This window comes from Variovorax boronicumulans (genome assembly GCF_029892485.1).
GTDB classification, from domain to species: domain Bacteria; phylum Pseudomonadota; class Gammaproteobacteria; order Burkholderiales; family Burkholderiaceae_C; genus Variovorax; species Variovorax boronicumulans_B.
This window is the reverse complement of the sequence record NZ_JARXVG010000013.1, coordinates 90,473-113,401: the sequence shown is the minus strand read 5'-3', so window position 1 is coordinate 113,401 and position 22,929 is coordinate 90,473. Positions and strand designations below refer to the sequence as shown.

23 protein-coding genes are annotated in these 22,929 nt (G+C 62.8%); 5 read left to right on the top strand and 18 right to left on the bottom strand.

Annotated elements, in window-relative coordinates:
- Positions 1–264: 264 nt before the first annotated feature.
- On the top strand, positions 265–522 hold the full coding sequence (locus M2282_RS25720) for a helix-turn-helix transcriptional regulator (protein WP_280811608.1): 258 nt from the start codon (positions 265–267) through the stop codon (positions 520–522).
- Positions 523–1,124: 602 nt separating this feature from the next.
- Here M2282_RS25720 and M2282_RS25715 read toward each other — a convergent pair.
- On the bottom strand, positions 1,125–2,195 hold the full coding sequence (locus M2282_RS25715; RefSeq protein WP_280811607.1) for an alpha/beta fold hydrolase: 1,071 nt from the start codon (positions 2,193–2,195) through the stop codon (positions 1,125–1,127).
- Between the two features lie 142 nt (positions 2,196–2,337).
- Between M2282_RS25715 and M2282_RS25710 the strand changes: the two genes are divergently transcribed.
- Positions 2,338–2,901 (top strand): TetR/AcrR family transcriptional regulator, encoded by a 564-nt coding sequence (locus M2282_RS25710; protein WP_280811606.1) that lies wholly within the window; start codon positions 2,338–2,340, stop codon positions 2,899–2,901.
- A gap of 122 nt (positions 2,902–3,023) precedes the next feature.
- Here the strand turns inward: M2282_RS25710 and M2282_RS25705 are convergent, their stop codons facing one another.
- From M2282_RS25705 to M2282_RS25665, 9 genes are all read right to left on the bottom strand, one after another.
- Positions 3,024–3,494 carry a thioesterase family protein gene (locus M2282_RS25705; RefSeq protein WP_280811605.1) on the bottom strand — a complete coding sequence of 157 codons (471 nt, stop codon included), beginning with the start codon at positions 3,492–3,494 and terminating at the stop codon, positions 3,024–3,026.
- Positions 3,495–3,846: 352 nt separating this feature from the next.
- Complete coding sequence (locus M2282_RS25700; protein ID WP_280811604.1) at positions 3,847–4,590, bottom strand: DUF5623 domain-containing protein; 744 nt, start codon at positions 4,588–4,590, stop codon at positions 3,847–3,849.
- 134 nt (positions 4,591–4,724) lie between these two features.
- A complete protein-coding gene (locus M2282_RS25695; protein ID WP_280811603.1) occupies positions 4,725–5,534 on the bottom strand; it encodes an alpha/beta fold hydrolase in 810 nt (269 codons plus the stop codon).
- A 51-nt stretch (positions 5,535–5,585) separates the two neighbouring features.
- A complete protein-coding gene (locus M2282_RS25690) occupies positions 5,586–7,019 on the bottom strand; it encodes an aldehyde dehydrogenase family protein (protein WP_280811602.1) in 1,434 nt (477 codons plus the stop codon).
- A gap of 48 nt (positions 7,020–7,067) precedes the next feature.
- The gene (locus M2282_RS25685) at positions 7,068–8,693 is read right to left on the bottom strand and encodes a GMC family oxidoreductase (protein ID WP_280811601.1); all 1,626 of its coding nucleotides are present in this window, start codon (positions 8,691–8,693) and stop codon (positions 7,068–7,070) included.
- Between the two features lie 39 nt (positions 8,694–8,732).
- Positions 8,733–9,707: a Bug family tripartite tricarboxylate transporter substrate binding protein gene (locus M2282_RS25680; protein WP_280811600.1), complete on the bottom strand. Its 975-nt coding sequence runs from the start codon at positions 9,705–9,707 to the stop codon at positions 8,733–8,735.
- A gap of 33 nt (positions 9,708–9,740) precedes the next feature.
- Positions 9,741–10,451: a transporter substrate-binding domain-containing protein gene (locus M2282_RS25675; RefSeq protein ID WP_348541747.1), complete on the bottom strand. Its 711-nt coding sequence runs from the start codon at positions 10,449–10,451 to the stop codon at positions 9,741–9,743.
- A gap of 10 nt (positions 10,452–10,461) precedes the next feature.
- A complete protein-coding gene (locus M2282_RS25670) occupies positions 10,462–11,223 on the bottom strand; it encodes an alpha/beta fold hydrolase (protein ID WP_280811598.1) in 762 nt (253 codons plus the stop codon).
- Positions 11,224–11,225: 2 nt separating this feature from the next.
- Positions 11,226–12,251: a dipeptidase gene (locus M2282_RS25665; RefSeq protein ID WP_280811597.1), complete on the bottom strand. Its 1,026-nt coding sequence runs from the start codon at positions 12,249–12,251 to the stop codon at positions 11,226–11,228.
- Positions 12,252–12,363: 112 nt separating this feature from the next.
- On the opposite strand from M2282_RS25665, the gene M2282_RS25660 reads away from it, so the two are divergent.
- Positions 12,364–13,290, top strand: a complete 927-nt coding sequence (locus M2282_RS25660; RefSeq protein WP_280811596.1) for a LysR family transcriptional regulator — start codon at positions 12,364–12,366, stop codon at positions 13,288–13,290.
- A 232-nt stretch (positions 13,291–13,522) separates the two neighbouring features.
- Positions 13,523–13,720, top strand: coding sequence for a hypothetical protein (locus tag M2282_RS25655; protein WP_280811595.1), 198 nt, complete (start codon positions 13,523–13,525; stop codon positions 13,718–13,720).
- Positions 13,721–14,100: 380 nt separating this feature from the next.
- On the opposite strand, the gene M2282_RS25650 is transcribed toward M2282_RS25655, so the two are convergent.
- Together M2282_RS25650 and M2282_RS25645 are read right to left on the bottom strand one after the other, a co-directional pair.
- The gene (locus M2282_RS25650; RefSeq protein WP_280811594.1) at positions 14,101–14,766 is read right to left on the bottom strand and encodes a cupin domain-containing protein; all 666 of its coding nucleotides are present in this window, start codon (positions 14,764–14,766) and stop codon (positions 14,101–14,103) included.
- A gap of 1 nt (position 14,767) precedes the next feature.
- Positions 14,768–15,790 (bottom strand): NAD(P)/FAD-dependent oxidoreductase, encoded by a 1,023-nt coding sequence (locus M2282_RS25645; RefSeq protein ID WP_280811593.1) that lies wholly within the window; start codon positions 15,788–15,790, stop codon positions 14,768–14,770.
- Positions 15,791–15,956: 166 nt separating this feature from the next.
- Here M2282_RS25645 and M2282_RS25640 point away from each other — a divergent pair, with 166 nt between their 5' ends.
- Complete coding sequence (locus M2282_RS25640) at positions 15,957–16,337, top strand: winged helix-turn-helix transcriptional regulator (RefSeq protein WP_280811592.1); 381 nt, start codon at positions 15,957–15,959, stop codon at positions 16,335–16,337.
- A 1,012-nt stretch (positions 16,338–17,349) separates the two neighbouring features.
- Here M2282_RS25640 and M2282_RS25635 read toward each other — a convergent pair.
- The 6 genes from M2282_RS25635 to M2282_RS25610 all read right to left on the bottom strand — a co-directional run bounded on the left by M2282_RS25635 (position 17,350) and on the right by M2282_RS25610 (position 22,918).
- On the bottom strand, positions 17,350–18,132 hold the full coding sequence (locus M2282_RS25635; protein ID WP_280811591.1) for a TatD family hydrolase: 783 nt from the start codon (positions 18,130–18,132) through the stop codon (positions 17,350–17,352).
- A 185-nt stretch (positions 18,133–18,317) separates the two neighbouring features.
- Positions 18,318–19,163 carry a nucleotidyl transferase AbiEii/AbiGii toxin family protein gene (locus tag M2282_RS25630; RefSeq protein ID WP_280811590.1) on the bottom strand — a complete coding sequence of 282 codons (846 nt, stop codon included), beginning with the start codon at positions 19,161–19,163 and terminating at the stop codon, positions 18,318–18,320.
- Positions 19,160–19,771 (bottom strand): type IV toxin-antitoxin system AbiEi family antitoxin domain-containing protein, encoded by a 612-nt coding sequence (locus M2282_RS25625; RefSeq protein WP_280811588.1) that lies wholly within the window; start codon positions 19,769–19,771, stop codon positions 19,160–19,162. The genes M2282_RS25630 and M2282_RS25625 overlap by 4 nt, the downstream gene beginning before the upstream one ends.
- A 403-nt stretch (positions 19,772–20,174) precedes the next feature.
- On the bottom strand, positions 20,175–20,957 hold the full coding sequence (locus M2282_RS25620) for an SDR family NAD(P)-dependent oxidoreductase (protein ID WP_280811587.1): 783 nt from the start codon (positions 20,955–20,957) through the stop codon (positions 20,175–20,177).
- A 96-nt stretch (positions 20,958–21,053) separates the two neighbouring features.
- The gene (locus M2282_RS25615; RefSeq protein WP_280811586.1) at positions 21,054–22,055 is read right to left on the bottom strand and encodes an NADP-dependent oxidoreductase; all 1,002 of its coding nucleotides are present in this window, start codon (positions 22,053–22,055) and stop codon (positions 21,054–21,056) included.
- 32 nt (positions 22,056–22,087) lie between these two features.
- A complete protein-coding gene (locus M2282_RS25610; protein ID WP_280811585.1) occupies positions 22,088–22,918 on the bottom strand; it encodes an alpha/beta fold hydrolase in 831 nt (276 codons plus the stop codon).
- Between the last annotated feature and the right edge of the window lie 11 nt (positions 22,919–22,929).

Here is a 22,929-nt window from a genome sequence, read left to right as displayed (position 1 = left end):
TCTTGTCTCATGGCCGGTGCAGAGGCCTCTCAAAAGTCGTAGTTGTCTAAGGTGGCACCTCGTCGCACGCTAGAAGCAGATCCATGCGGAAGACGATTTTGGAAAGAGGCTGCCGCTGGGTCGAAGAGCGATTTTTCGAGCCCTGCGCAGTGCACTTTCACTCTGACCTGGGCGCTGGTTCTGCTTCCATTCGGCTCTTCAAGCGAGGCACTTCATCTCAAACAATGCGCGGCTTGAAAGCACGGCACCTATGAAGGATCTGTCATGCAACTCGAACACCACGTTAACGCTCGCGAGCTTGTTCCACAGACTGTCGGCGCTCCCGCGTTCTTTCGCATGTCTGACGTGATTCGCATCACTGCATTGAGTCGTGCCACCGTGTATCGAAGAATTGCTGAAGGCAAGTTCCCGCCGCCGATACATATAGGAGTGCGCACCTGTCGCTGGCCGCGCGCGGCACTTCAACAGTGGATCGAGGATCCGGAGAGCTATTCGAATGCACCTCTATCGCAGAAGCCTTGAGCCAGGCGCATGCGCCGCTCCGGTCGATGCAAGAGTTGCCGCACGATCTCAATGCGGACCGCTTTGATGGCCCTCGTCCTCGAGAGCGGCGATGTGCCAGGACTCGCTGCTGTGGGTTGACAGGGAGTCTCTTGCTTAGGCTGCCTTGAGTGCCAGGACCTGTGCACCGGCTACAGGCTGGTCCAGATAGTCCGCCCGACCGTAGGCGGCTCCCAGGGAGGCGCTCTCGCCGTGTGCAAGTTGCGCCTCGATCACATCTGGCTAAATGCAATGCAGTTGTTCCGCCATGAGCCGATGCTTTGATCGGCAACGAAGCCGTTCCTGCGCGCAGCACAACGCGCTTCGCGTCCAGATCCGCGCTTCGAAGACAAGTTGTTCGGCAGCCGTTCGTACGACCATCGCGGACTTCCGGTCCACACGAGCTCGTCGACGTTTCAGCAGGGCCACATTAAAGCGACAAATGGGCCACGAAGTAGTCAACACAAAACAGGGTGCGTCCAGTGTCGACCCCTCGCCATCAAGGCTCGCGCCGCGCGATAAAATTTCTTGATCCGCCGCCCCAACCGCGAGACAGAAGATAGCCTCGGGGAAGGTCGCTGCTTCTACCGGGTGGCAGTGGCAGTGTCACGAAGCCCAGCGAGAAAAGATAGGAGCGCCTCGTTGACCTGCCCCATAGCCTCGAACTGCGGCCAATGTCCCGCCCCCTCCACCAACAGAAACCCGCGCAACCCAGGCATGCCCGGGCGTAACGTCTTCTCGCTCAGATCGCGCAGCTTGTTGAGGCCGTCCTGCGCACCCGTCAGGAAGAAAGAAGGTTGATGGATGGTCGCGCCTGCAAAAGGGCCCGAGGCGAGCGAGAAGTACCTGTCGATCGCGCGATAGTAATTAAGGCCGCCGTGAAAACCGGTCCGTGTGAAGCTCGCGACTGCTTCTTGCAGGTAGGCATGGTCGATCACCCGGACGGGCTCCGGCGCCGGCCGTAATAGGCCACGCGCCGGGTTGAACGGATCCCAGCGCTCGTTGTCAGGCGCCTGCCCGGACGTCCAATAGTAGACGCCAGGAATCGTCGTCGCCGCGTCGGCCCACAAGGCGTCGGCCTCGGGGCGCATCTGGTCGAACATGTAGAAGTCGTGCTTGCCCGCCGTGCGGAGTTGGTCGAGGAAGTTCGCTGCGGGGGGGCTGAACGGCACGCTGATCCCGAACACTGCGGTGAAACGGTCCGGCCGCATCATCGCCGCGTTCCAAGCGATGTTCGCGCCGAAGTCGTGCCCTACTACGACCGCCGTCGGGATGTCGAGTTGGTTGAGTACACCGACGAGGTCGCCCACGGTGTGGAACGCCGTATAAGCCTCCGCTTCGGGGGGTGCGTCACTCTCTCCGTAGCCGCGCATATCGAGCGCGATCGCCCGCCAGCCGGCTGCGGCGACCGCGGCCATCTGTGCCCTCCAACTCGACCATATCGCGGGAAAGCCGTGGCAGAACACCACGGCCGGCCCGCTTCCCTGCTCGGCGACATGGAGGCCGATGCCATTGACCTTGAGTCGATGATGACGGACGGCGGAGGGAGCGCCAGCGCCGCCGCCCTCGTGCTGCGAGCCTGGCTCGGCGTCATTTGCACCCGGAGAGCCCGTAGCGCGGTCTGATAGAAGTCCTGCCCCAACTGCCTTCAGCATTGTCCTGCGCTCCATAAAATACAGCCTCAACGATTGCCGGCACTTAGCCCGGTAGTTGGCGGTGAATTGACTACTGCCTACCGCGTGCGAGCAATGTAGTCCGTCGCGACGCTTGGCAATACGAGTGTATTATGGGAACTCTATGAACACAAGGTCACAGCGCGAGCGGCTCGTTGAAACTGGCGCCCGTATGTTCCACCAACGCGGCTACACCGCAACCGGCGTGCGCGAAGTGACTTCGGCAGCAGGGGTGGCGCAGGGTTCTTTCACGAACCACTTTAGGTCCAAGGAGCAGTTCGGTTCTGAGGTTTTGGACCACTATGCGGGCCTGCTCGACCAGATCATGAACGAAACGTTGCTCGGCGCGTCCGGCCTGCCGGCTGACCGAGTCGCGGCGTACTTCGATGCCATCACCCGGTCGCTTGAGGAGCAAGATTGGGCGGTCGGCTGCCTGGTACCCGATCTCGCGGGCGAAATTCCAGCTCACAGCGAAGTGCTGCGAGTGCGGCTCGCCGAGCAGTTCCTACATCAGACCGAGCTATTCGCTCAGGTCCTCCGGGACATTGTCGGCGCGGACGCAGCCGAGGACTACGCCGCCTTCATCATGGCCGCGTGGCACGGCACGCTGTTGCGCACAAAGGTGGAACGCGACGACCGGGCCATTGCTCGGTTCAGGCGAATGCTCGATCGGATGCTTGCGGAATGAGCGAGGCGCCGACACCCGGGTGAACGTCACCGCATAGTGAACCTGCGGTTCAATCATTTGTCCCGTGCAACCTCTCACCGTCCAGCCTCCTAGACGTCTGAGTACGCTCATAACGTCAAGTTCTAAAACTGCGCGCGCACCGGTTGGCTCGCAGTGCCTTGGAGCGCCAGGACTTTTGTCGCGATGCGCGACTCCATTGGTGCCCGCTTTACGGCCACTAGCGTGACCGTCCCTTCGCATACGACTTCGTGCGCATCGTGGGCATGAACGCGGAACGTCGCGCTTCGGTCTCCCAGACGTTCGAGCCACCCGCGCAGCCGCAGCGGCGACCCAGGCGGGATTGGGCCTCGATGGTCGATGCGAATGGTTCGACCGACCACCACTTCTGTGGTGGCATCGACGTGCTGCTGCATCTCGCGAATGCAAATGGATTCGACCACTGCCACCAAGTATCCCGTGGCCAGGCATTCGATCAGTCGCCCCGCATACCCGCTTCCGTGAGGAAGCCGCGCAAAAAGCGACTTCGCCGTCTGGTCCGCTGGCACGGTGTAGGACTCTTCAAAGAATATCTCGCTGACGCCTTGGTGGTTCATGGGGTATCCGGATGGGGTTGTCGAAGGCTCGATCAACGCGCTGGATTGCGGGCGATCGGCGCTGTTCCCACGCCAGCAAGCGCTGGCGTAGGGCGGCACGCAGGGAGCGTTGGGCTTGCGCGTTACGGAAGTCAAAACGCGCGCGGCAGACCTGCCGCGCGCGTCGCGTCGATTTCTCGATCCCCGACCCCGTTGCCGGATTGGCAAGCGAAGCGCGCACCGGGGACACGCGCGAAGGCGTCAGCGATGGATGCCGAAGGGGCGAGACGGCATCAGCGGCTCGATGCGCAGCACGACAGCGCGACCTGGCAATGCCGGGGGACGCACAAGTACGGATGCAGCTCTGACAGCGTCAGCTTGCCCAGGTCTGCATCGAACCGATGGAAGCATCCAGCTTCTTCATCAGCGCGCGCAGAGGCGGGCTGTCCGGATAGTGCTGGGCCAGGATCTGCTTGACCTGTTCCAGACTGCCGACGTGAAGAGCGCGCTCGTCCGGCGAAAGGGTGCGCGCGAGCGACGATCCGGACTCGTGGTAGTAGAGGTCGAAGAATTGCTCGCTGGGCAGCTCGGCATAGTTGTATTCCCGTTGCGTCCACTCATCGAGCTCGCTGCGAATCCCGTTCACACGGTTGTAGACGCCGTTGCGGTGGTGCGAAGCCACGAGCACCGACTTGAGCAGGGCGCCCACCTGCGCGTGGGCCTCGATCGACATCCTGCCTTTCGGGCGGCGCTGAGGGCCTACGACAGTTTGCACATAGCCGACCGTGCTGCGCGGACCCCTCGTGACCTTGCGGGTCTCCGTCGCTGGCGGCTTGGCGGCGGCCGCCTCATTGCGAGCGATGGTCCCGGGGCTAAAGAAGATCGGCGTGGACGGCTCCGATTCACCATCCCAAGCCGCTTCGACGATCGGCGCCGGCAGACGGGCCAGTGCCGCGACGATGGGCGCCAAAGGAACACCCTTCCCCGAATCGGCGATGAGGTACAGCCGCGAGCCGCCGTCCGGGTTGTACATGCCGGGCCACGACGGCTTGGCAATGGTGAACCCATGACGCTCAGACCAGGCTGCACGCTCGGCAGCCTTGCCCTCGACGGCCATCTCGTAAGGCTCGTCGGCGAATAGGTAGCGCTTGGTCTCCCGGTCGTACCAGACGCTGTAGTGGTCCCCGCATCGCGTTGTACATGACATGTGTTGATGCAGCGCATAGGCTTTGCTGATGCATCGTGCGGCGCTTACCGGGGGTGTTCTTCCTGGCCGTTCAGAAAACGGTGCAGCAAGGCGTTGAACGCCCGAGGTGATTCAATCGGAGGAAAGTGGCCAAGCGCTTCCATCTTCTGCAGCGCCGCGCCGCCGATCAAGGCCGCGATTCTCTGTCCGGCCGCCAGCGGGGCGTTGGGGTCTTCAGCGCCGACAACCACCAGGGTGGGGCACGTGATGGCGGAGATCTCGCTTTCGAAGTCGAGGGCTGAGATCATGTCCCACATCGACGCGTGGAACTCAGGGTCCTGCGACAACAGGGATGCCGTAGCACGGTCGAGCACATCGGGCCGTCGCTCGCGGAATGCGGGAGGAAACCAACGCGCATTGGACAACTTGGCAATGGTCTCCATGCCCTGCGTGCGAGCCACACGTGCCCTCTCGCGCAGCGCTTCGCGCACCGGGTCTGCGAACGTACAGAGGGTGGCCACCAGCGTGAGAGAGCGTACAAGCCCAGGATGTCTGAGGGCGAAGCGCTGCGCGATCATTCCGCCCACCGATATGCCTACAAGGTGCGCAGCGCCAACGCCTGCATGTGCGAGCACGGCATGCAGGGCGTCGGCCAGCAGGTCGAAGCTTGGTGCGCCAGTGGCTTTGCCGGACAGTCCGTGCCCCGGCATGTCGAAAGCGATGACATCGAAGTTCTGCGAGAACGTCTCGATCTGTTCCCCCCACCATGTGAGGTCCAGCCCGACTGCATGCAGGAAGACCAGTGGAGGAACGCCTCTTGGGCCGGTGCGGACGTAGTGAATCCGTGGCGATAGTGTGGCTTCGGCGATGGGCATGAGGAATCCGTTGAGTTGAAAGCGGGGTGGCTGCGCCGAATGAGCACGCAATCAGACGTCCACCAAGTCACCCAGGACGGCTTTCACCTCCAGAAAGGTCTCCAGACCGAAGACACCCCACTCGCGACCATTGCCGGATTGCTTGTAGCCGCCGAACGGCGCCATCGCATTGGTGGGTGCGCCGTTGAGGAAGATGCGACCCGCCTTGAGCTTGCTGCCGACGCGCGCTGCTCGGCGCAAATCGGATGAGAAGACATAGCCCGCCAGGCCGTAAGTGGTGCCGTTGGCAATCTGAATCGCGTGCTCCTCGTCCCGATAGCTCAGGATCGAAAGAACCGGCCCGAAGATCTCTTCCTGGGCGATGCGCATGTCGGGCCTGACATCTGCAAAGACGGTCGGCTTTACGAAGAAGCCGTGCGTCAGTCCCTCCGGACGTCCGAGGCCGCCGCAGACGAGGGTGGCACCGCCATCGATGCCAGCCCGGATCAGATCCTGAACGCGATCGAATTGAGCAGCATTGGCGACCGGCCCGAGTTTGGTCTGGGCATCCAGGGGGGGGCCCACGACCATGCCTTCGGCAGTGTCCCGGGCTATGGAGAGGGCCCGCGCCATCTGGTCCTCGTGGATCAGCATCCGGGTCGGCGCAATGCAGCTCTGGCCCGAGTTGATAAACGCGCGCCGGACACCATCGGCCACTGCGACCTGGAGGTCGGCGTCGGGCAGGATGATGTTCGCCGACTTCCCGCCGAGTTCAAGGTGAACGGCCTTGACGGTTTCGGCCGCGGCTTTCGTGATTGCAACCCCGGCGGCTTTGGAGCCGGTGAAAGAAATAAGCTCGATGCCTTCGTGGTTGGAGATCGCCGCGCCAACTCCCGGCCCGTCACCCAGCACCAGGTTGAAGACGCCTTTGGGCACCTCTGCGGCATGCATGATCTCTGCGAGGACAACGGCCGTGCAAGGCGAGTATTCACTGGGCTTCAGGACGACAGTGCAGCCGGCGGCGAGCGCCCCGGCGACCTTGGAGGTGACAAGTTGCGCAGGCCAGTTCCAGGCCGTGATCAGGCCGCACACGCCGAATGCTTCGCGCCGAATTGTGTTGTCACCGAGGCGGTATTCAAACGGGTATGTTTCCAACAGCCTTCGAGCCTCGGCGAAATGGTCCAGCGCCATGTCCGTCTGATAGCCATTGGCGAACCAGGCAGGAACGCCAATGTCGTTGGTGATGGCTGCGCCGAGATCCGCCCGCCGTGCGTCCGCCGCACGGATGATGCGTTCAAACAGAGCCATCCGCTCTTGCCTGGAGCTGTATTGAAAGTGCTCAAACGCCGCAGCTGCAGCCTTGACAGCCCGGTCGACATCGCCCGCCGAGCCGATCGCGACGCGTCCCACCACCTCCTCCGACGCAGGGTTGACGCGGGGCATCGTGCGCCCGCTGATCGGGTCCACCCATGACCCGTCGATGTAGAAACGAAGACAGTCTTTCATCTGGATCCTTTTACTCAATCGAAAACAATTCTTTGGAATGCACTTGGGCTAACGCTGCCTGCTACGGATGAGCATTTCGTGGGCGATCTTCTCGGCCATCATGATCACGGGCGCATTCACCGGACCACGCACGATCCTCGGCATGCTCGACGCATCGATCACGCGCAGTTGCTGGACACCGAACACGCGCATGTCCGAGTCCAGCACGGCATTTCTTTCTTCGCTTCGGCCCATGCGACACGTGCCGACGGGATGGTGAAGCGTGGAGGCCGTCGACCGGAGGTAAGCGAGCACGGCCGAGTCGGTATCGACCGACGGACCGGGAGCGACTTCTTCGGCAATGTGCCGCTGCATGCCCGGCTGGTTGGCAATCTCCCGGATGACCCTGATCACCGATCGGGCGACTTCGATGTCGCGCGGCGCGCTCATCAGCCGCTGCTCGATCTGCGGTGAAGCCAGGGGATCGGCGCTGCGTAGCCCCACGCGTCCCCGGCTTTCGGGCTGGACCACCATTCCCTTGATCGTGAACGCATCCAGGTACGGTCTCACAAACGGATTCAGGTACGGCGCCGCGCTCAACGGCGCCGTGCCCAGCAGCAGCTGCGCGTCCGGATGGGGTAGGCCGGGCACCGTGCGCAGCAAACCGATCGCGCCGAGCGGCATCGAACTGGCGACTCCTTTCCCGCAGAAGAACGCGCGCGCCATCGACATCGCTGCACGATCGATCCGCATCGCCCGATGCAGCACCCCCTGGTCACGGCGTCGCCACCTGACCTCGCAGGCGAGATGGTCCTGCAAGTTGTCGCCGACACCCGGCAGGTCGACGTTCACGTCGATGCGATGACGCCGCAACTCGTCAGCGGGGCCGATGCCGGAGAGCATGAGGAGCTTGGGTGAGTTGAAGACGCCTGCGCTCAGAATCACCTCCTTGCGTGCGTGCACCCTCCGCAGCCGGTTCTTGTCCAGAAATTCAATGCCTGTCGCCCGCCCGGCCTCCAGCACGATCCGGGTTACGACGACGCCCGTCCTGAGCGCGACACCACCGGCGCGCGGCGCGTTCCTCAGGTACGCACGGGCTGCGCTCGAGCGTCGGCCCTTGTGGATCGTGGCCTGGATCGGACCGAAACCTTCGGACTGCGGGCCGTTGTAGTCATCCGTTTGTCCGAAGCCGGCTTGGGCGCACGCCTCGACAAAGGATTGGACCAACGGGTCGGGGTCGTGAAGCTGCGTCAGGCTCAGCGGCCCGGCGTTTCCCCGCCATGGCGCGTTGGCGACCGGCCAGTGTTCGGATTTGATGAAATAGGGCAGCACGTCCTGAAAGGCCCACCCGGTGAGCCCGAACTGTTCGGCCCATGCGTCGTAGTCGGCCGGAATGCCTCTCGCGTACACCATGCCATTGACCGAGGAGGAACCGCCAACTACCCGCCCTCTTGCGCACTCGATTCGTCGGCCGTTGAGTTCGCGCTCGGGCTCGGTGTCGTAACCCCAATCGAACAGTCGATGACGGAAAACCAGCCCCCAGGCAAGCGGGATCGAAAGCATGGGGGATCGATCCGAGCCTCCCGCTTCCATGACCAGCACCGAGTCGTCGGTATGCTCTGCCAGCCGAGCTGCTACCGTGCAACCCGCCGACCCCGCGCCCACAATCACGTAGTCATATTCCTGATCAGCCATTGGTCAGCGCGACCCGGTCTTGCGGTCTTCGATCCACCCTCACTCCAGCGAGATGGAAAGGTCCTTCAGCAGGGTGCCCCAAAGCGCGCTTTGCGTCTGGATCGTGTTCGCCATCACACGGGGCCCGCTGTTCGTCGCATCGATGCTCAACCCTCGGAACTTCGCCTTTACCTCGGGCATTGCCATGACTTGCGTGAGCGCCTCCTGGTACTTCTTCTGGACGGCAGCCGGCGTTTTTGCCGGCAACCAGAAGCCAAGCCAGCCCGGCGACTCGTAGCTCGGCGCGACTTCCGAGATAGAGGGCACCGTAGGCAGCTCGGGCGAGCGCTTTCTGAGGCTCACGCCAAGCGCTTTGAGCTGACCGGCCTTGGCGGACTCCAGCCCCTGTCCCCCGTAGGGCTCGAAAAGGAACTGGACCTGACCGCTGATCAGATCGGGAATTGGGCTGCTCTTGTACGCGATGTGCTCCATCTTCAGGCCCAGTTCCTTTTGCAGCAGTTCCATCGTCAGATGGGTGCCGGTGCCGACCCCATAGGAGGCGAAATTGACCTTGCCGGGCCTGGCCCGGATGTAATCCACGGCTTCCTTCAGATTGGAGACTCGCAGGTCCTTGTTCGCGAGCAGAACGTAGCCGAGCTCCCCGACGATCGAGACGGGCTCCAGCTCGGCCGATGTGTAGGGGAGCTTGCGGTACATGTGCGGCGCCATCGTGAACACCGAGTTCGGCGCATACAGGACGGTGTAGCCGTCCGCCACCGATTTCGCGACGACGCCTGCCCCGATCGTGCCGCCCGCGCCGGGGCGGTTGTCGACGACCACGGGCTGCCCCATCACCTCGCCGAGCTTCGTGGCCAGCAGGCGCGCCGTGGTGTCCGGGGTCACGCCCGGAGGAAATGTCACGACGACCTTGATGGGCTGGGAAGGAAATACCTGCGCCGCGGCGCAGGTGGCGGCTGCGACGCTCGCGATGACGATCAGGCCGGTGGCGAATAAGTGGTAGGTCTTGTTTTTCATGGGATGTCTCATTGAGTTATGGGCTTTGGCGATTCAGTGGCTGACCTGTCGGAGGCCCAGTGCGCCGTGTTTTCGGATCAGTTCTTCGACTCGAAACTGCTGAAGTGCCGACCTGACGAAATCGTCCAGGTAGCTCAGCGCTTCGTTGCAGTCACTTCGACAGCCGATGGCCTGTTGCACAGTCATGAAGCCACCGTCCAGGATCCGGCATCCCGTCCATGACCGGCAGTCTTCCTGCAGTTTGGGCAGCAGGCTGGCGAGGACCTCGGCTTCTCCCGCATTGAAGCGCTTGAAGGCATCTTCAAACGAGGTCGCCGGAATGAGGCGGGCATGCACCAGATGCCGCTCCAGCCACAGCCCGTATGCGCTGCCTGCGTATGCGATGACGCTCCGTCCCGGGGCATCGACCTGCTCAGGATGCAGGACCGGTGAGCCAGGAGGCACCAAGTAGCCGGCCTCGATCTGGGCGTAGGGTCGGGTGAAATCGATAGCGCCGCGCCGGGCAGGGTCGGCAGCGATCATGGCTACGGTCCACTCGTCCCCGTCGATGCCCCTGGCCACCAGCGACGGCGTCGCGTAGGGCACGAATGCGATGCCCACGTTCAATGCTTCGGCCAGTTGGCGCGACAGGTCAGGCGCAACGCCTTGCCAGACCCCATCGGAGTCACATCCCTTGTTGAGGAGGGAATTGCTCATGTTCAACCCGACCCGCAGGACGCCCTCAGGGGCAAGCTGAGATCTCACAATGGCCAGATCAAGCGACAAAGGTGTTCCTGGTTTTTCGGGCTACGAACTGGGCGATGAGGTCGACGTACTGCTTGGGTTGGTCGGACTCAATGTGGTGCGCCGCGTCCTGCACGATCTTCAGCACCGAGGTCGAGCTGCGCGACACCGCGGCTTCGAGCCCGGATCGCTGGACCAGACCGTCGTTTTCCCCATAGAGCACGAGCGTTGGAACCTGCAGGGCGGGCCACTGCTCGATCAGTTCCTCATCCTTGGTCAGGCCCTGTCCGTAGCTGCGGGCCAGCGTTCTGTTTTGCGTCAGCATCTCTTCCGGCCGAGCGTCGTCTACACGCTTCTCAGGGTGGGAATAGGTCCGGGCAAGCACCTCCGCGGGCGAGGCTGTTGCCGGCGCGGGGGCGAGATCTCCGAAGCCCAAAGGGCTTTGAAGGATCAACGTTCCCACCAGTTCCGGTCGGGTCAACGCGACCCACGCGGCAACCCATCCTCCGAAGGAGTGCCCGACAAGGATCGCCGGGATGTCCAAGATCGTCGACAGGAACGCGGCCACCCAGGTCGCCAGCGCCTTGACGCTGACTGGCCCTGCAGGAGCCACAGTGCCATCGAACCCCGGAAAGATGGGCTGGTAGACACTGAACTGTCCGGACAGTGCCTGTATTGCCCGGGTCACCCGCACGCCGCTCGACGGATGCAGCACAACCATGGGTACCCCATCACCGCGGCGCTCGTACTCAATCGTGCAATCCGGCAGAATGAAGCGCTTCGTCACGTTCATCCTCACTGCAGCACGGTAGCGAAAACGCGCTCGAGATTTCCGCCAAGAATTTTCTGCGCGTCCGTTTCGGAGAAGATTTCGCGCAGTTGAACGCCCAGCTTGTCGGCCGCCAGGATTTTGGGGCCCAACTGATCTTCCATTCGATAGATTCGATAGTCGCTTCCCGTCACCCGGGCTCCCTTGCCTGTGACCGAGTCGTAGCCTGGAAGGTAGGGCTGGATGCGACGGACGTCCTTGCTGGACCGATGCCAGTCGTCCTGCGCGCACACTGCCACGTGGTCGATCCCGACCAGCTTGACCATGTGCTCGATATGTTTGAGCAGCACTTCAACGCTGCCCGCGATTCGCGCGTCGGGGCACACCACGCCACCCTTGGAAGCGGCCGCAATGATGAGGTCGTTCGGTGCGGCACGCAGCACGGCATTGTTCTTGATGCCGGCCCACTCCACCTTCGGCCCCTGGGTCATCAATTCGCGTGACATCGAATGGGAAAAGATGACGGGGTCCTCCGACGTCTCGATGGCATCTGCCGCGGTGCGGTCGCCAGAGTGCGACAGATCGATTACGACGCCGCGCCGATTCAGGGTCCGCACCGCCATCGCGCCAATGTGGCTGAGGCCAGAGTCGTTGGGTGACGAGAATCCGCAGCCGTAGTAACTGTTGTCCCGGAACGCCAGGGAACAGCAGCGAAGGCCCATGTCGATGAACGCCTCGAGGAAATTGAGGCTGTCGCTGAAAGACTTCGGGTTCTGCAAGCCGAGAAATACACCCACTCGGCCGTTGCCGCATTCGCCAAGGTCTGAGCGGTTCCTGACGATGAATGCGTTGGGGTGGCCTTCGACGATGCGCTTGACGGTCTGAAGATTCTCCATCGTCTCCAAGGTGTCGTCCCAGGTGTCGTTCGCGGTGCAGCCGACGAGGCCGGTGCCGTTGCCGATGCACTCGTCCAGGAACTCGGAGGTCAGATCTTCGAACCAGGAAGCACCGACCGGATTGACCGCAATGGAGGTTGCAAGAATGCTAGACATGAACAGCTTTCTGACTGAATGGGAGGGCGTAAGGCTACGGCGCGCTCGCGCTGTGCGGTAGACAAATCTTTTCTATAGCGATAAGCTTTGGTTTCAACTCCCGGCTGTTTCAATGAAGCTTTCGCAACTGTCGGCGCTTGTTGCACTGGTCGAAGCCGGGAGCATGCGAGGCGCGGCTCGCGAGTTGGGTGTTACACAGCCGGCGCTGAGTACGCGGATCGCCGAACTGGAGCGAGACGTCGGTGCGCACCTGGTGCATCGCACTGCACGGGGAACAACGCTAACCAGTGCCGGTCACGCCCTCCTTGCGCATGCCAGGACAATCTGCAATCAAGTGGACCGCGCGCAGGCCGAAATGGCGCGGCTATCGCAAAGCAGTTCTCCGACCGTCTCGCTCGGGGCCTCCCCGCTCGCGGCGGGCGAATTGATTGCGCCGCTTCTAAACGAGGTCCAAGGAATCGCCCACTTCAATGTCACCGAAGGGCAGTTTCATGACTTGGCGCCGGATATGCGTGAAGGCGGCTTAGAGATGATCATTGCGCCGATACCGCCGGGGCATAGAGACACAAAAGTATTTCAGTTTGAAGAACTGGTGACCTACCCAATGCACGTGGTAGCCCGCGCCGGACACCCCCTTGCTGGCTGCAGAAGACTTGTCGATCTCTGTGGTGCTTCCTGGGTTGTGGGAGCCGCCACGAGCACGCATCGGTCGACCGTGGAGGAGCTGTACGCAGCACAGCAACTGCCGCCGCCTCAGATTGCTTTGCATTCCGATTCGATTTCGCTTGTGCAGGCGAGCATCGTCCAAGCAGACCTTCTGGGACTTTTGCCGGTGCCGCTTTTCTCCCTGCTGAGCTCCTCGGTGCAAGCACTACGGATCGAAGACCCGATACGTCCGCTTCGTCTTGGATTGATCACTCTAGCGGGCATCCCTACGTCTCCCGCCGCCCAGTTGTTTGCCGATTTCGTACGCAAAAGATCCGAAGACATTGCAAAAGTACTTGCGCTGCAGCGACGGAGTGATGTGGAGGGTATATAGCAATAGAAGGTGACCTTACTCAGGCCTGCAGAGGTCCGACTCCGCTCATCGAGGCCGAAGTTCAATCAGGGAGACCGCCAGTTCCTTTGCAACCGGATCCCATGCAGCGCGATCTCTGACCAGCCTCTGCGAGAACGCATCGCGAGACTGCGCGAGACTGCGCGAGACTGCGCAGTGCAGCCAGCGATGTCGTCCGTACCCCTTTCCCTCGGTTCCAGAAATCATCCTCGCCATGAACGACGCTGTGCTTTTTGATGTCCGGGACGGCGTCGCCACCTTGCTCCTGAACGAGTGCGTACGGCTGAACCCAATAACCCAGCCCGCCCGGAACGGTGTGCTCGACGGGTTGCGCCGCGTGCGCGAAGACACGAGCATGCGCGCTCGGCTGTTGACCGCAACGGCCGTGGTTTCTGCGTCGGGGCGGATCTGAAGGAGTTCGGGCATCGCGCTGCTCATCCGGGCGCCGAGACCTGAGCGACTACGTGCGCCAACTGCTGCGCGAGCAGGCTACGCCGATCATGCTGGAGAACAGAAGCACTCGCAGGCCCAGGAGCAACAGGCCAACACCCATCGTCGACTGCTTCGCTACTCGGGTCATAAGTGGTCGATCGGCGTGCGCTCGGACGCTGAGCTGGTAAACACGAGTCGATTCATGTTCGAGCACCTGCCACTACGAGGCTCGGGTCGGATCTCGGATTGGTGGGTCGTCCGCTCAAGAACTGGCAGGGGATTGTGAGGATGTCGGCAGGCCTCTCGCCGCCTACCCCTGGCGCTGAAGCGGGATTCCCACCGAAGGTCCGCGTCCCCGCGTCATCCTGGACTCCGTTCGTTTCCCGACTTTTGAGCCGAAGTATCGGCCGTGGGCTTGAGATACCTGTCGAAGTTTGGATCGTAGCCAATTTGCCGGGCCACGGCCTTGCCCAAGCGGGCTGCGCCTTTCTGCAGCCAGAGTGGGACGCCCGTCATGTAGCTGCCGGACAGCGCGAACACGAATGCGAGATCCAGCGGATGCTTAGGGATGCCGCCTGTGGTGGTCCGGCCGTCGGCTGCCAGCCCGTAGGCGACGCGGATCGAGTCTTCGTACATGCGGCCCGGCGTGGCAACGACCGAAAAAACGCAGCGCTCATCGGTGTCGTTGAAGTACCGGTGCGGCAATCCCAGCGGCACATGCACGGACTCGCCCGGTCTCAGCTCGACACGGCGGCGTTTGCCGACGTCCAGATAGAGCGTGCCTTCCAGGCACGTGAAGGTCTCTTCGAACTCCAGGTGATAGTGCATCGGTGGTCCACTCGCACGGCCTGGCTCGGTACAGATGCAGGTAACCGAACCATCTGATGTTTCTTCGCTCGATCGCAGGAACATCGCCTCGGCGCCCATCGCCGGGTTGCGCACCAGCCGCGAGAGGCCACGATGGGTGTGTAGAGAAGCAGCGGCAGCGGCAGCGGCGGTGGCGGTGGCGGTCGGTGTCGGTGCCATGTCAGACCTCCGCGCCCAGGCCAAGATTCCTGCGGGCCTTGCCCACCATCAGCGTCCGGCCCTTGAGCAGGCGGGTCACCCAGCGTCCCATCACCAGCGACGCCGGCAGCTGGGACGCGCCGCCGTCCGGTCCCACCGGCACCACGATGACGGGAGACTTCCATGCCTGGTAGGGCTGGGTCTGGCCGCCGGTGCCCGCGATCAGACCCTTGAGATGCTGTTCTAGATAGGGCACCTGCCGCTCGATTCCGCCGATCGTCAACGTGTCAGCGGTGAGCGCGGCATCGCCGATCGCGTAAACATGGGACATGCCCGGCAGTTGCAGATGTTCATCGACCCGGATGCGGCCCTTGCCGAGCTCCACACCGGGCGTGCCGGCAAGGAACCCGGTGTTCGGTGTGGCGCCCCCCACGGCAAAGACCAGGTCGGCGGCGACCGTGCCGCCGCCCTCCAGGTGGACGGTGGCCGGACCGAACGGCTCGAGGGCGTCGACGCCATCGAGCGCACGGTGACCGAGCTTGAGGTGGACGCCTTTGCCGGCGAGTGCCTTTCTCAGCCGTCGATCGAGGCGCGGGCTGTAGCCGGGCAGAAGCCGGTCGTGGGCCGACAGCAGCGTGACCTCGGTGTGCGGGAAGGCATGCTTGATCTCTCCGGCCAGCTCGATGCCGACCGGCCCGGCACCGATGATCGTGACAGCGCGCGCCACGCGCAGCCGGTCGTGGGCGGCGTGAACGCGCCGGCGGTAGGCCACGTGACCTTCGTCCTTGGCGGGTTTGAATGGCAGGGCGTAAGACGAACCCGGGGCCAGCACCACGTAGTCAGCTTCCAGCTTCTGGCCGCTGGCTAGGGTAACCGACCCTGGCTCGACCCCCGTGACCTCTGCGCGAACGACTTTCCCCTTGGGTAGGAGGGTATCGTATGGCAGGAGTATCCGGTCGAGCCACGAGGGGTCCGTGACAGCCCGGATGGCCGCGATGTTGTGAAGGAACCGGTCGCGCTGCTCGATCACGGTCACGTCGGCCACGCTGTCCAGGCTTCTAGCCAGGCGTGTTCCGGCATAGCCGCCGCCCACGACGGCGATGCGGAGACGTTGAGGGGTAGAGGGCTCATTTATCATGATTTCAATTGGGTCTGCCTTATGGTGACTTAGTCTATAAGGGAGACCAAGTACACCGCAAGAAGGCACGCCGATGAAACCTCGTTACCTCAACCTCCCCCCTGGTGCCTGCGTCGAAGTGCTGGACATGCTCAGCCGAGTGGGTGACAAATGGGCCATCTTTGTCATCGTCGGACTTTCCGAGGGCAGCCAGCGCTTCAGCGAGTTGCAGCGGTCGATCGAGAACGTGTCGAAGAAGATGCTGACTGCCACATTGCGTAACCTGGAGCGTGACGGGTTCATCAGCCGGACCGTGACGCCGACGGTGCCCGTGCGTGTGGACTACGAACTGACGACCCTCGGCCATGAGGTGCTGGTGCCGCTCGAAGCCCTTGCGAACTGGGCCATTGATCGCCGGGACGTGGTGCGGAACGCGCGGCAGGCGTTTGACGAGAGCCATCCAGCTGTCGCCTGAGCGGCCGATTTTGCGAGACTTGCCCACAACGCGTTTGCGCCTGTCAGGAGTAGTCGAGATCTCTGATGCCGGGCATTCATGGGGCACAGGAGCGACGGGCGCGGCCTGTACGGCGAGGCGGCGAAGTCAGAGGCGCTGTGTCGGTAGTCGAGCGTCTAAGTGTCGCGCCTGGCCCGCGTGTGCGTTGCCGATGCCATCTGAGTCAGCCGGTATCCGTGGGAGCGGGGATCGCTTCGGCGTCGCTGAGTTCGGCCGTAAAGCGCCGGCGGAATTCTGGCCGACCACATCTTCGTGAGGAAGAACATGACGAGCCAAGGCATGCTGCCCCTTGCAAAGTAGCCAGGTTCTGGAGAGCGGCGCGCAGGCGTGGGTTCCAGCTGCCATCTGAGCAGCTGCGGTGTTGAATAAACGCGTTGGGCCGAAGCCTGTCTGCCGGCGAGGGCTCAGTAGTAGCTGAACGCGCTGTCACGTAGTATTCATTGGTAAGTCGTGAGTGACGGCAAAACCGACGGTATAGAGCCCATTCGATCGGGGCAGAGCCCTTTGGCGACGCGGGTCAGGAAGGGCTACTGATGATGAGTGGGAGTGAGGGGGCGGATAATATCTATATAAATCAATGGCTTAGATTAATTCACGATGTCCGTGAGCACGACATTAAATGGTGTCTCTCGAGAGCTCTAAGTTGTTGAAAGATATGGGCATTTTTTCGCAGCAAAGACCTATTCCCACAGCAATCAGCGAAGCAGGCAGCGCTTTTTTTTACGGTATTTTTGACGGCAACCTGTTGGCCCCAACGCCGATCTGAGCCACATACCAACCGATGGATGAACCAGTGCCTGCGAGATGCCTGCCGCTTCGTGCTCGACGTTTTGCGTAAACATTGCGGCTCTCACTGGCATTCCGGCATGCGGCAAAATTCTGCGTCGGTGTAAACAGCGCATCGCCGGTCAAATCGGGCTGCCGATCCTGCCGCGGACACTTGCGGCACCGGGGGTAACGGCTGTAGTTAGGATCAATTGCCTGGAAGGTCGAACATTCGTCGGCTATTGGAACTGCAGGCTCGAATGACCTCGTCGACGTCGCGCCCAACCAGCTCTGCTACGCTGGCGGCGACCCAAGGAAGATTGGCCGGCTCGTTGTGTCCACGACGTTTTTCGGCATTCTTGGGAAACAGATAGGGCGCATCCGTCTCAAGGTGCAGTCGATCCAGCGGTATGGCCGGCAGGGCCTCTCGAAGCGCCTGGCCGCGTTGGAGATCTGTGACCCAGCCCGTGATGCCGATGTCGAGCCCCATCGCGAGAAAGGCTTCTGCTTCCGCGCGGTTGCCGGTGAAACAATGCACGACGCCGCGCGCTCCGTCGGCAATCACAGGGGCAAGCATGTCGTGGAAATCGGTGAAGGCGTCGCGGCAATGAAGAAAAAGCGGCTTGCCAGTCTCTACAGCCACTGATAACTGCTGCTCGAAGGCCATGCGCTGCGCCTGGGGAGTCGAAAAGTTGCGGTTGTAGTCAAGGCCACACTCTCCAACCGCCACGACCTCCGGGCATGCCCAGAGTTCGGTCAGCTCGCGGAAGGTGCTTGGGTCGTACGACTTTGCGCCGTGGGGGTGCACTCCCGCAGTCGCGAAGACGGTGCCCGGGTTGGCCCTTGCAAGCTCAAGGGCCAGACGACTGGAAGCCACCGATGTGCCTGTCGCGAGGATCTGGCTCACGTTGGCCGCCCGTGCACGCATCAACAATTGATCAGTCAGCGACACCAACTGCGCCGAGTGGAAGTTGACGCCGATGTCGACCAATTGCGCTCGTTCGAATCTTGATCCTGTGCTCATGCGCCGATGGTATGAGGTGCTGCTGATCGTCCATCTGCGCTCAGGTGCGGGACTGTGCTTGAGTGCCGCCGCAGCAGGCACACCCTCGACGTCTTCATCGGCAATCCCGTACAGGATCGTTCCACTACCAGCGTTCGCGAAGGCAGTGCAAGTCAGAAGGCCCCGAGTTTCTGGAACTCGCCGCGCAACAGCGCGACGACCTGGGCGAGGTCCAGGGCCTCGAGTCGGTTCTTTTTCAGGAAGGCGGCCCACTGTCGTTGCTTTGCCGCATCCTGCACGAATGCATCGCTCAAGCCCGAGGGGAGGGTGCTGGGCATCGCGAGTTTCCGGCGATCAAACGTGGCCTCGACTGCGCGGCGCAGTTCGGCGGCTTCCAAGGCATCCTCGGCAAGCAGTACCCAGAGATCGAAGTAGTCCTTCATGCGGGTATTGGCCATGCCGAGCAGGCACACCGCGTGAAACTTCTCGGCCACCACCGTGTATTTCGGATAGGAGCGCAGTTGCGGAGCGGGCAGGTCTTCGAGCAGCACCGGGTAGCTGACCGTCTCCGGCGCCGGCGTGACCGCGTCGCCAAAACCGATGTCCACCTGCAGCGCGATGCGTGCACCATCCAGCTTCGCCCGCAGGTCGATCCGCACACCGCCGTAGCCCGCCTCCTTGCGGATCACCGAGCCTTTGACCGAGGCAGGATCGAATGCGATCCCATCCTCCACCTTGATCTGGCAGATCTCGCGGAAGGCCGCCACGGCGGTGTCGAGATCGTCTGGACCGAAGCCCAGCAGGTCCGCATCCCGCGTCGGCCGATGTGGTTGGTCGTACCACAGCGAAAACAACAGTGCGCCCTTGAGCAGGTAGTTGGCGGCATGCGGCGATACCGACAGCCGGTACAGGAGCCGCTCCAACCCATAGTGAGTCAGCGTCAGGTTGAAGTCCTGCTTCGTGGCATCGGCGCGCTGCTTCAGGCGGGCGCGGATGGAAGCGGCCAGGTTGCGACTCATGCGGTGGCGCTTTCCAGATAGGGCCGCATGACATTGGCAACGCGATCCACCGTGGCGTAGTGCCAGAGCGCATCCATAGTCAGCTTGCGTTGTGTCCAGCCATCGCGCAGCGCTTCCAGCGCCACGTCCAGGCCGATCTTGTTGCGGTACTTGAAACAGTCGGCCACCGTCTTGGCCGCGTTGAACACCGGCACCTTCACGCCGTCGATCTCGACCGGCTCGATGCCCTCGGTCATAGCGGCGCCCGACATGCGCACCACGCGCAGGGCAGGCTGGTCCAGTCGGGGTGTGGGCGAGTGATGGGGAATTGCCATCCAGACCTCGAAGGGCGCTTGCGTGCCGATGCCATGGACGCGCAGCGCCGACAGCAGGCACACCACGCCACGCGGCACGCGCAGGGCTACCTCGGCCAGAGACCGGTGCTCGCTGTGCGCGCGCCCTGGCAGGCTGTAGACGCCGCGGGCGATGCGCTCAAGCTTGCCGGCGGCAACCAGCCGGCTGAGCACCACGGTCGGAAGGCCCTGCTCAGCCAGATCGCGCGCGCGCAGCAGTGGCCGACGTCCGGCGAACGCGAGGACGGCTTGTTCGAGCGTGGAGTCCGAGCCCATCCCTGAAGTATGTTGCAATAATTAGTCATTTGTCAATAAACGACTAGCTAACGCAATGCTATCGAAGGCTACCTGGAAATGCCGAAGGCGTGAGTTTCGGAGCAGCGCTCCCACCGAGTAATGCGAACCCATCCCGGAAGCCGGGTAGGCCACCCTGCCTGCGCCGTCTTGCAGCCAGCGCGTTTAACGCGGGCAAAATAGAGCACCGGTTGCTGGCGATCGTTGACGTTTGATAGACAGGAGTAGCTTCCCCGCAAACCGAGTCCATCTCCCGCGCCAGCAAAAGCGATTGTTTTTTGACGGTAGAAGTGACGGTAAAGCACAATGCCCCAACCCCTCAAAGCAAGCATCCATGCGGGTTTCCGGCCCTCGGAAACCATTGAGTGGGAATAAGGGCGCGGCCTCAAGTCCCTCTTCGCGCCGGCAGTGCCAACCGCGGCTTGCCGAGCACTTGAGTTGCCACCCGCGACGCGAACCGCCTTGTCAGGAAACGCACGCCGAAGCACGACAGCTTGTTGAACAGCCCGGGCACCACCGTGCGCTTGCCGCGCAGCATCGCGCGGATCGCGGCGTGCGCCACGAACTCCGCGCTCTTCGTCGACGCATTCGCGATCCACGAGTAGTCGCCCCCGCCTGACGCGGCGTGGAACCCGGTTTCGGTGCCGCCGGGGCAGATGCAGGTCACCGACAGCGGCGTGCCGCGGTGCTCGTCATGGAGACCCTCGCTGAAGTTGCGGACGAACGCCTTCGACGCGGCGTACAGCGCCATGTTCGGCACGGACTGGTACGCGCCGGTCGACGCGATGTTCACCATGTGCGCGGGTCCTGTGCCTGCCTTGTGCGCGTCGACGAAGCAACGCGCGAGCGCGACCAGCGAGGTCATGTTGAGTTGAATGAGTTCTGCGTCGCGCGCCCAGTCGACCTCGTCGAACCGGCGGAAATAACCGAACCCGGCGTTGTTGATCAGGATGTCGATCGGGCCGCTGGCGATCGCGGCGTCCCACAGCGCGCGTGCGGCATCGGGCTTGCCGAGATCTGCGGTGACGATCTCGACCTTCACGCCCTTGCAACTCGCGGCGACCGCGTCGAGTGCGTCGCGGCGCCGCGCCGTCAGCACGAGATCGACGCCGAGCGCCGCAAGCTCACGCGCGATGGCCGCGCCAATGCCGCTGGATGCGCCGGTCACCAGGGCGCGTTTGCCAACGTTGGCGGTTGCATGTGCATTCAAATCGTTCTCCGTGTCGTCTATAGGGGCCAAGGAACTCAAGGACCTGCGCAGCCGTTACATCATTCGCACGACGACCTTGCCCTTGGCGCGCCCACTGTCGACGTAGGCCAGAGCTTTGTGGGTGTCCTGAAACGGAAATACCTTGTCGACGACCGGGCGGATTGCACCTGATTCGACGAGCGAAGTGATCTCGCGCAACTGCGCCCCGTCGGCCCGCATGAAGACGAACGAGTATTCGCCCCCGATCTTTTTTGCCTTCTTCCTGATGCCGAAACTCAGCAGGCGCAGCACCTGCCGGAGCGGCCAGGCCAGTCCTCGCGCGGCGGCGAACGCCGGAGTAGGCGGACCCGAGATGGAGATGAGATGTCCGCCCGGCTTGAGAACCTGGAGGGATTTGTTCAGCTCATTGGTGCCGAGGCTGTTCAGCACCACGTCGTAGCCACGAAGCACCGTGGCGAAGTCCTGCTGCTTGTAGTCGACGACGACGTCCGCGCCCAAAGCCTTCATCCAGGCGACGTTGGCCGTGCTCGTGGTCGTGGCCACGAACGCGCCGAGATGCTTGGCGAGTTGTATGGCGATGGTGCCTACGCCGCCGGAGCCAGCATGGATCAGCACCTTCTGCCCCTTTTTCAGCCTGGCGGTTTCGATCAGTGTTTGCCAGGCCGTCAGGGCCACCAGCGGGAGGGATGCGGCCTCGACCATGCTGAGATTCGCAGGCTTCGGCGCCACCAACGATTCCTTGACGGCGATGAACTCGGCGAAGGTGCCGATGCGATCGTCGTCAGGGCGCGCATAGACCTCTTCACCGGGCTTGAAGTCGCGAACGCGGGCGCCGACCCGCACGACCGTTCCGGCCAGGTCGTTGCCCAGGATCAGGGGGAGGCGGTAGGGAAGAATCAGCTTGAATTCGCCGCTCCTGATCTTCGAGTCCAGGGGGTTGATGCTCGCCGCGTGGATCTGGATCAGGACGTCATCGTCCCGGACCTCGGGGTCGGGCATTTCGCCGATGCGGCCGACTTCTTTCTTTCCGTATCGATCGATGATGAAAGCTTTCATGGGGAGCTTTTTTCCAGGGTTTTTTTGATTGTTCAGTCGTTGAGGAAGCCCAGCGCCTGGGGCACGAACTGGTTGTGGTATTGGAAGATCCCGCCATGCCCGGCGTCCTTGTAGATGACCAGTTGCGAGCCGGGAATGCGACGCGCCATGTCATGGCTGTTCACGGTGGGCACCATGATGTCGTCGTCGCCATTGGCGATCAGCACGGGGATGCGGATGCCGCCCAGATCCTGGGGCGCCTGCCGGCCCCAGGCCTTGATGGCCTTCAGCTGCCGCAGGAAGGCACGGGGCGTCGGGCCCTTGTCCCGATCCGCCTTGCGCTCCTTCAGTCGTTCCAGGAAGGCTTTCGCGGCTTGGCGGCCATTGGCCGTGGAGGTGAAGAACAGGTAGGTCTTTGGATCGCGCAGCGTCAGCAAGCCTTTGGCTATCAGCGGCCAGGAGATCGCTCCTACCTGGTCGATGCCTTTGCCGCCTGCCGGCCCCGTGCCGGTCAGGATGAGCCGGCGCACCAGGCCGGGGGCTTTCAGCACGATGTCCTGTGCCACGAACCCTCCGAGCGAAAAGCCGAGCAGATCGACCCTCTCGAAACCCAGCGCGTGGATCAGTGCGATCGCATCCTGCGCCATCGCATCGATGGTCAACGGCGCCGCTCCACCCGAAGCGCCGATCCCCCGGTGGTCGATGGCGATGATGCGATGCCTGCGGGCAAGCCCATCGACGATACGCGGGTCGAAATTGTCGAGGACCGCGCCCCAGTGGTTGAGCAGGACCAGCGGTACGCCGCCGCGCGGCCCGAGGTCGCGGTACGCGAATGCAGTGCCGTCGACATCGATCGACCGGGTGGGGGCGTCGATGTAGGGCATGCGCGATCCTG

Excerpts from the sequence above, each read along its gene's own strand:
- M2282_RS25655 (WP_280811595.1), top strand. The coding sequence starts at position 13,523 with ATGAACGACGCTGTGCTTTTTGATGTCCGGGACGGCGTCGCCACCTTG.
- M2282_RS25665 (WP_280811597.1), bottom strand. The coding sequence starts at position 12,251 with ATGTCTAGCATTCTTGCAACCTCCATTGCGGTCAATCCGGTCGGTGCT.
- M2282_RS25715 (WP_280811607.1), bottom strand. The coding sequence starts at position 2,195 with ATGCTGAAGGCAGTTGGGGCAGGACTTCTATCAGACCGCGCTACGGGC.
- M2282_RS25610 (WP_280811585.1), bottom strand. The coding sequence starts at position 22,918 with ATGCCCTACATCGACGCCCCCACCCGGTCGATCGATGTCGACGGCACT.
- M2282_RS25705 (WP_280811605.1), bottom strand. The coding sequence starts at position 3,494 with ATGAACCACCAAGGCGTCAGCGAGATATTCTTTGAAGAGTCCTACACC.
- M2282_RS25710 (WP_280811606.1), top strand. The coding sequence starts at position 2,338 with ATGAACACAAGGTCACAGCGCGAGCGGCTCGTTGAAACTGGCGCCCGT.
- M2282_RS25680 (WP_280811600.1), bottom strand. The coding sequence starts at position 9,707 with ATGAAAAACAAGACCTACCACTTATTCGCCACCGGCCTGATCGTCATC.
- M2282_RS25660 (WP_280811596.1), top strand. The coding sequence starts at position 12,364 with ATGAAGCTTTCGCAACTGTCGGCGCTTGTTGCACTGGTCGAAGCCGGG.
- M2282_RS25700 (WP_280811604.1), bottom strand. The coding sequence starts at position 4,590 with ATGGCCGTCGAGGGCAAGGCTGCCGAGCGTGCAGCCTGGTCTGAGCGT.
- M2282_RS25695 (WP_280811603.1), bottom strand. The coding sequence starts at position 5,534 with ATGCCCATCGCCGAAGCCACACTATCGCCACGGATTCACTACGTCCGC.
- M2282_RS25685 (WP_280811601.1), bottom strand. The coding sequence starts at position 8,693 with ATGGCTGATCAGGAATATGACTACGTGATTGTGGGCGCGGGGTCGGCG.
- M2282_RS25670 (WP_280811598.1), bottom strand. The coding sequence starts at position 11,223 with ATGAACGTGACGAAGCGCTTCATTCTGCCGGATTGCACGATTGAGTAC.
- M2282_RS25690 (WP_280811602.1), bottom strand. The coding sequence starts at position 7,019 with ATGAAAGACTGTCTTCGTTTCTACATCGACGGGTCATGGGTGGACCCG.
- M2282_RS25615 (WP_280811586.1), bottom strand. The coding sequence starts at position 22,055 with ATGAAAGCTTTCATCATCGATCGATACGGAAAGAAAGAAGTCGGCCGC.
- M2282_RS25630 (WP_280811590.1), bottom strand. The coding sequence starts at position 19,163 with ATGAGTCGCAACCTGGCCGCTTCCATCCGCGCCCGCCTGAAGCAGCGC.
- M2282_RS25650 (WP_280811594.1), bottom strand. The coding sequence starts at position 14,766 with ATGGCACCGACACCGACCGCCACCGCCACCGCCGCTGCCGCTGCCGCT.
- M2282_RS25625 (WP_280811588.1), bottom strand. The coding sequence starts at position 19,771 with ATGGGCTCGGACTCCACGCTCGAACAAGCCGTCCTCGCGTTCGCCGGA.
- M2282_RS25640 (WP_280811592.1), top strand. The coding sequence starts at position 15,957 with ATGAAACCTCGTTACCTCAACCTCCCCCCTGGTGCCTGCGTCGAAGTG.
- M2282_RS25720 (WP_280811608.1), top strand. The coding sequence starts at position 265 with ATGCAACTCGAACACCACGTTAACGCTCGCGAGCTTGTTCCACAGACT.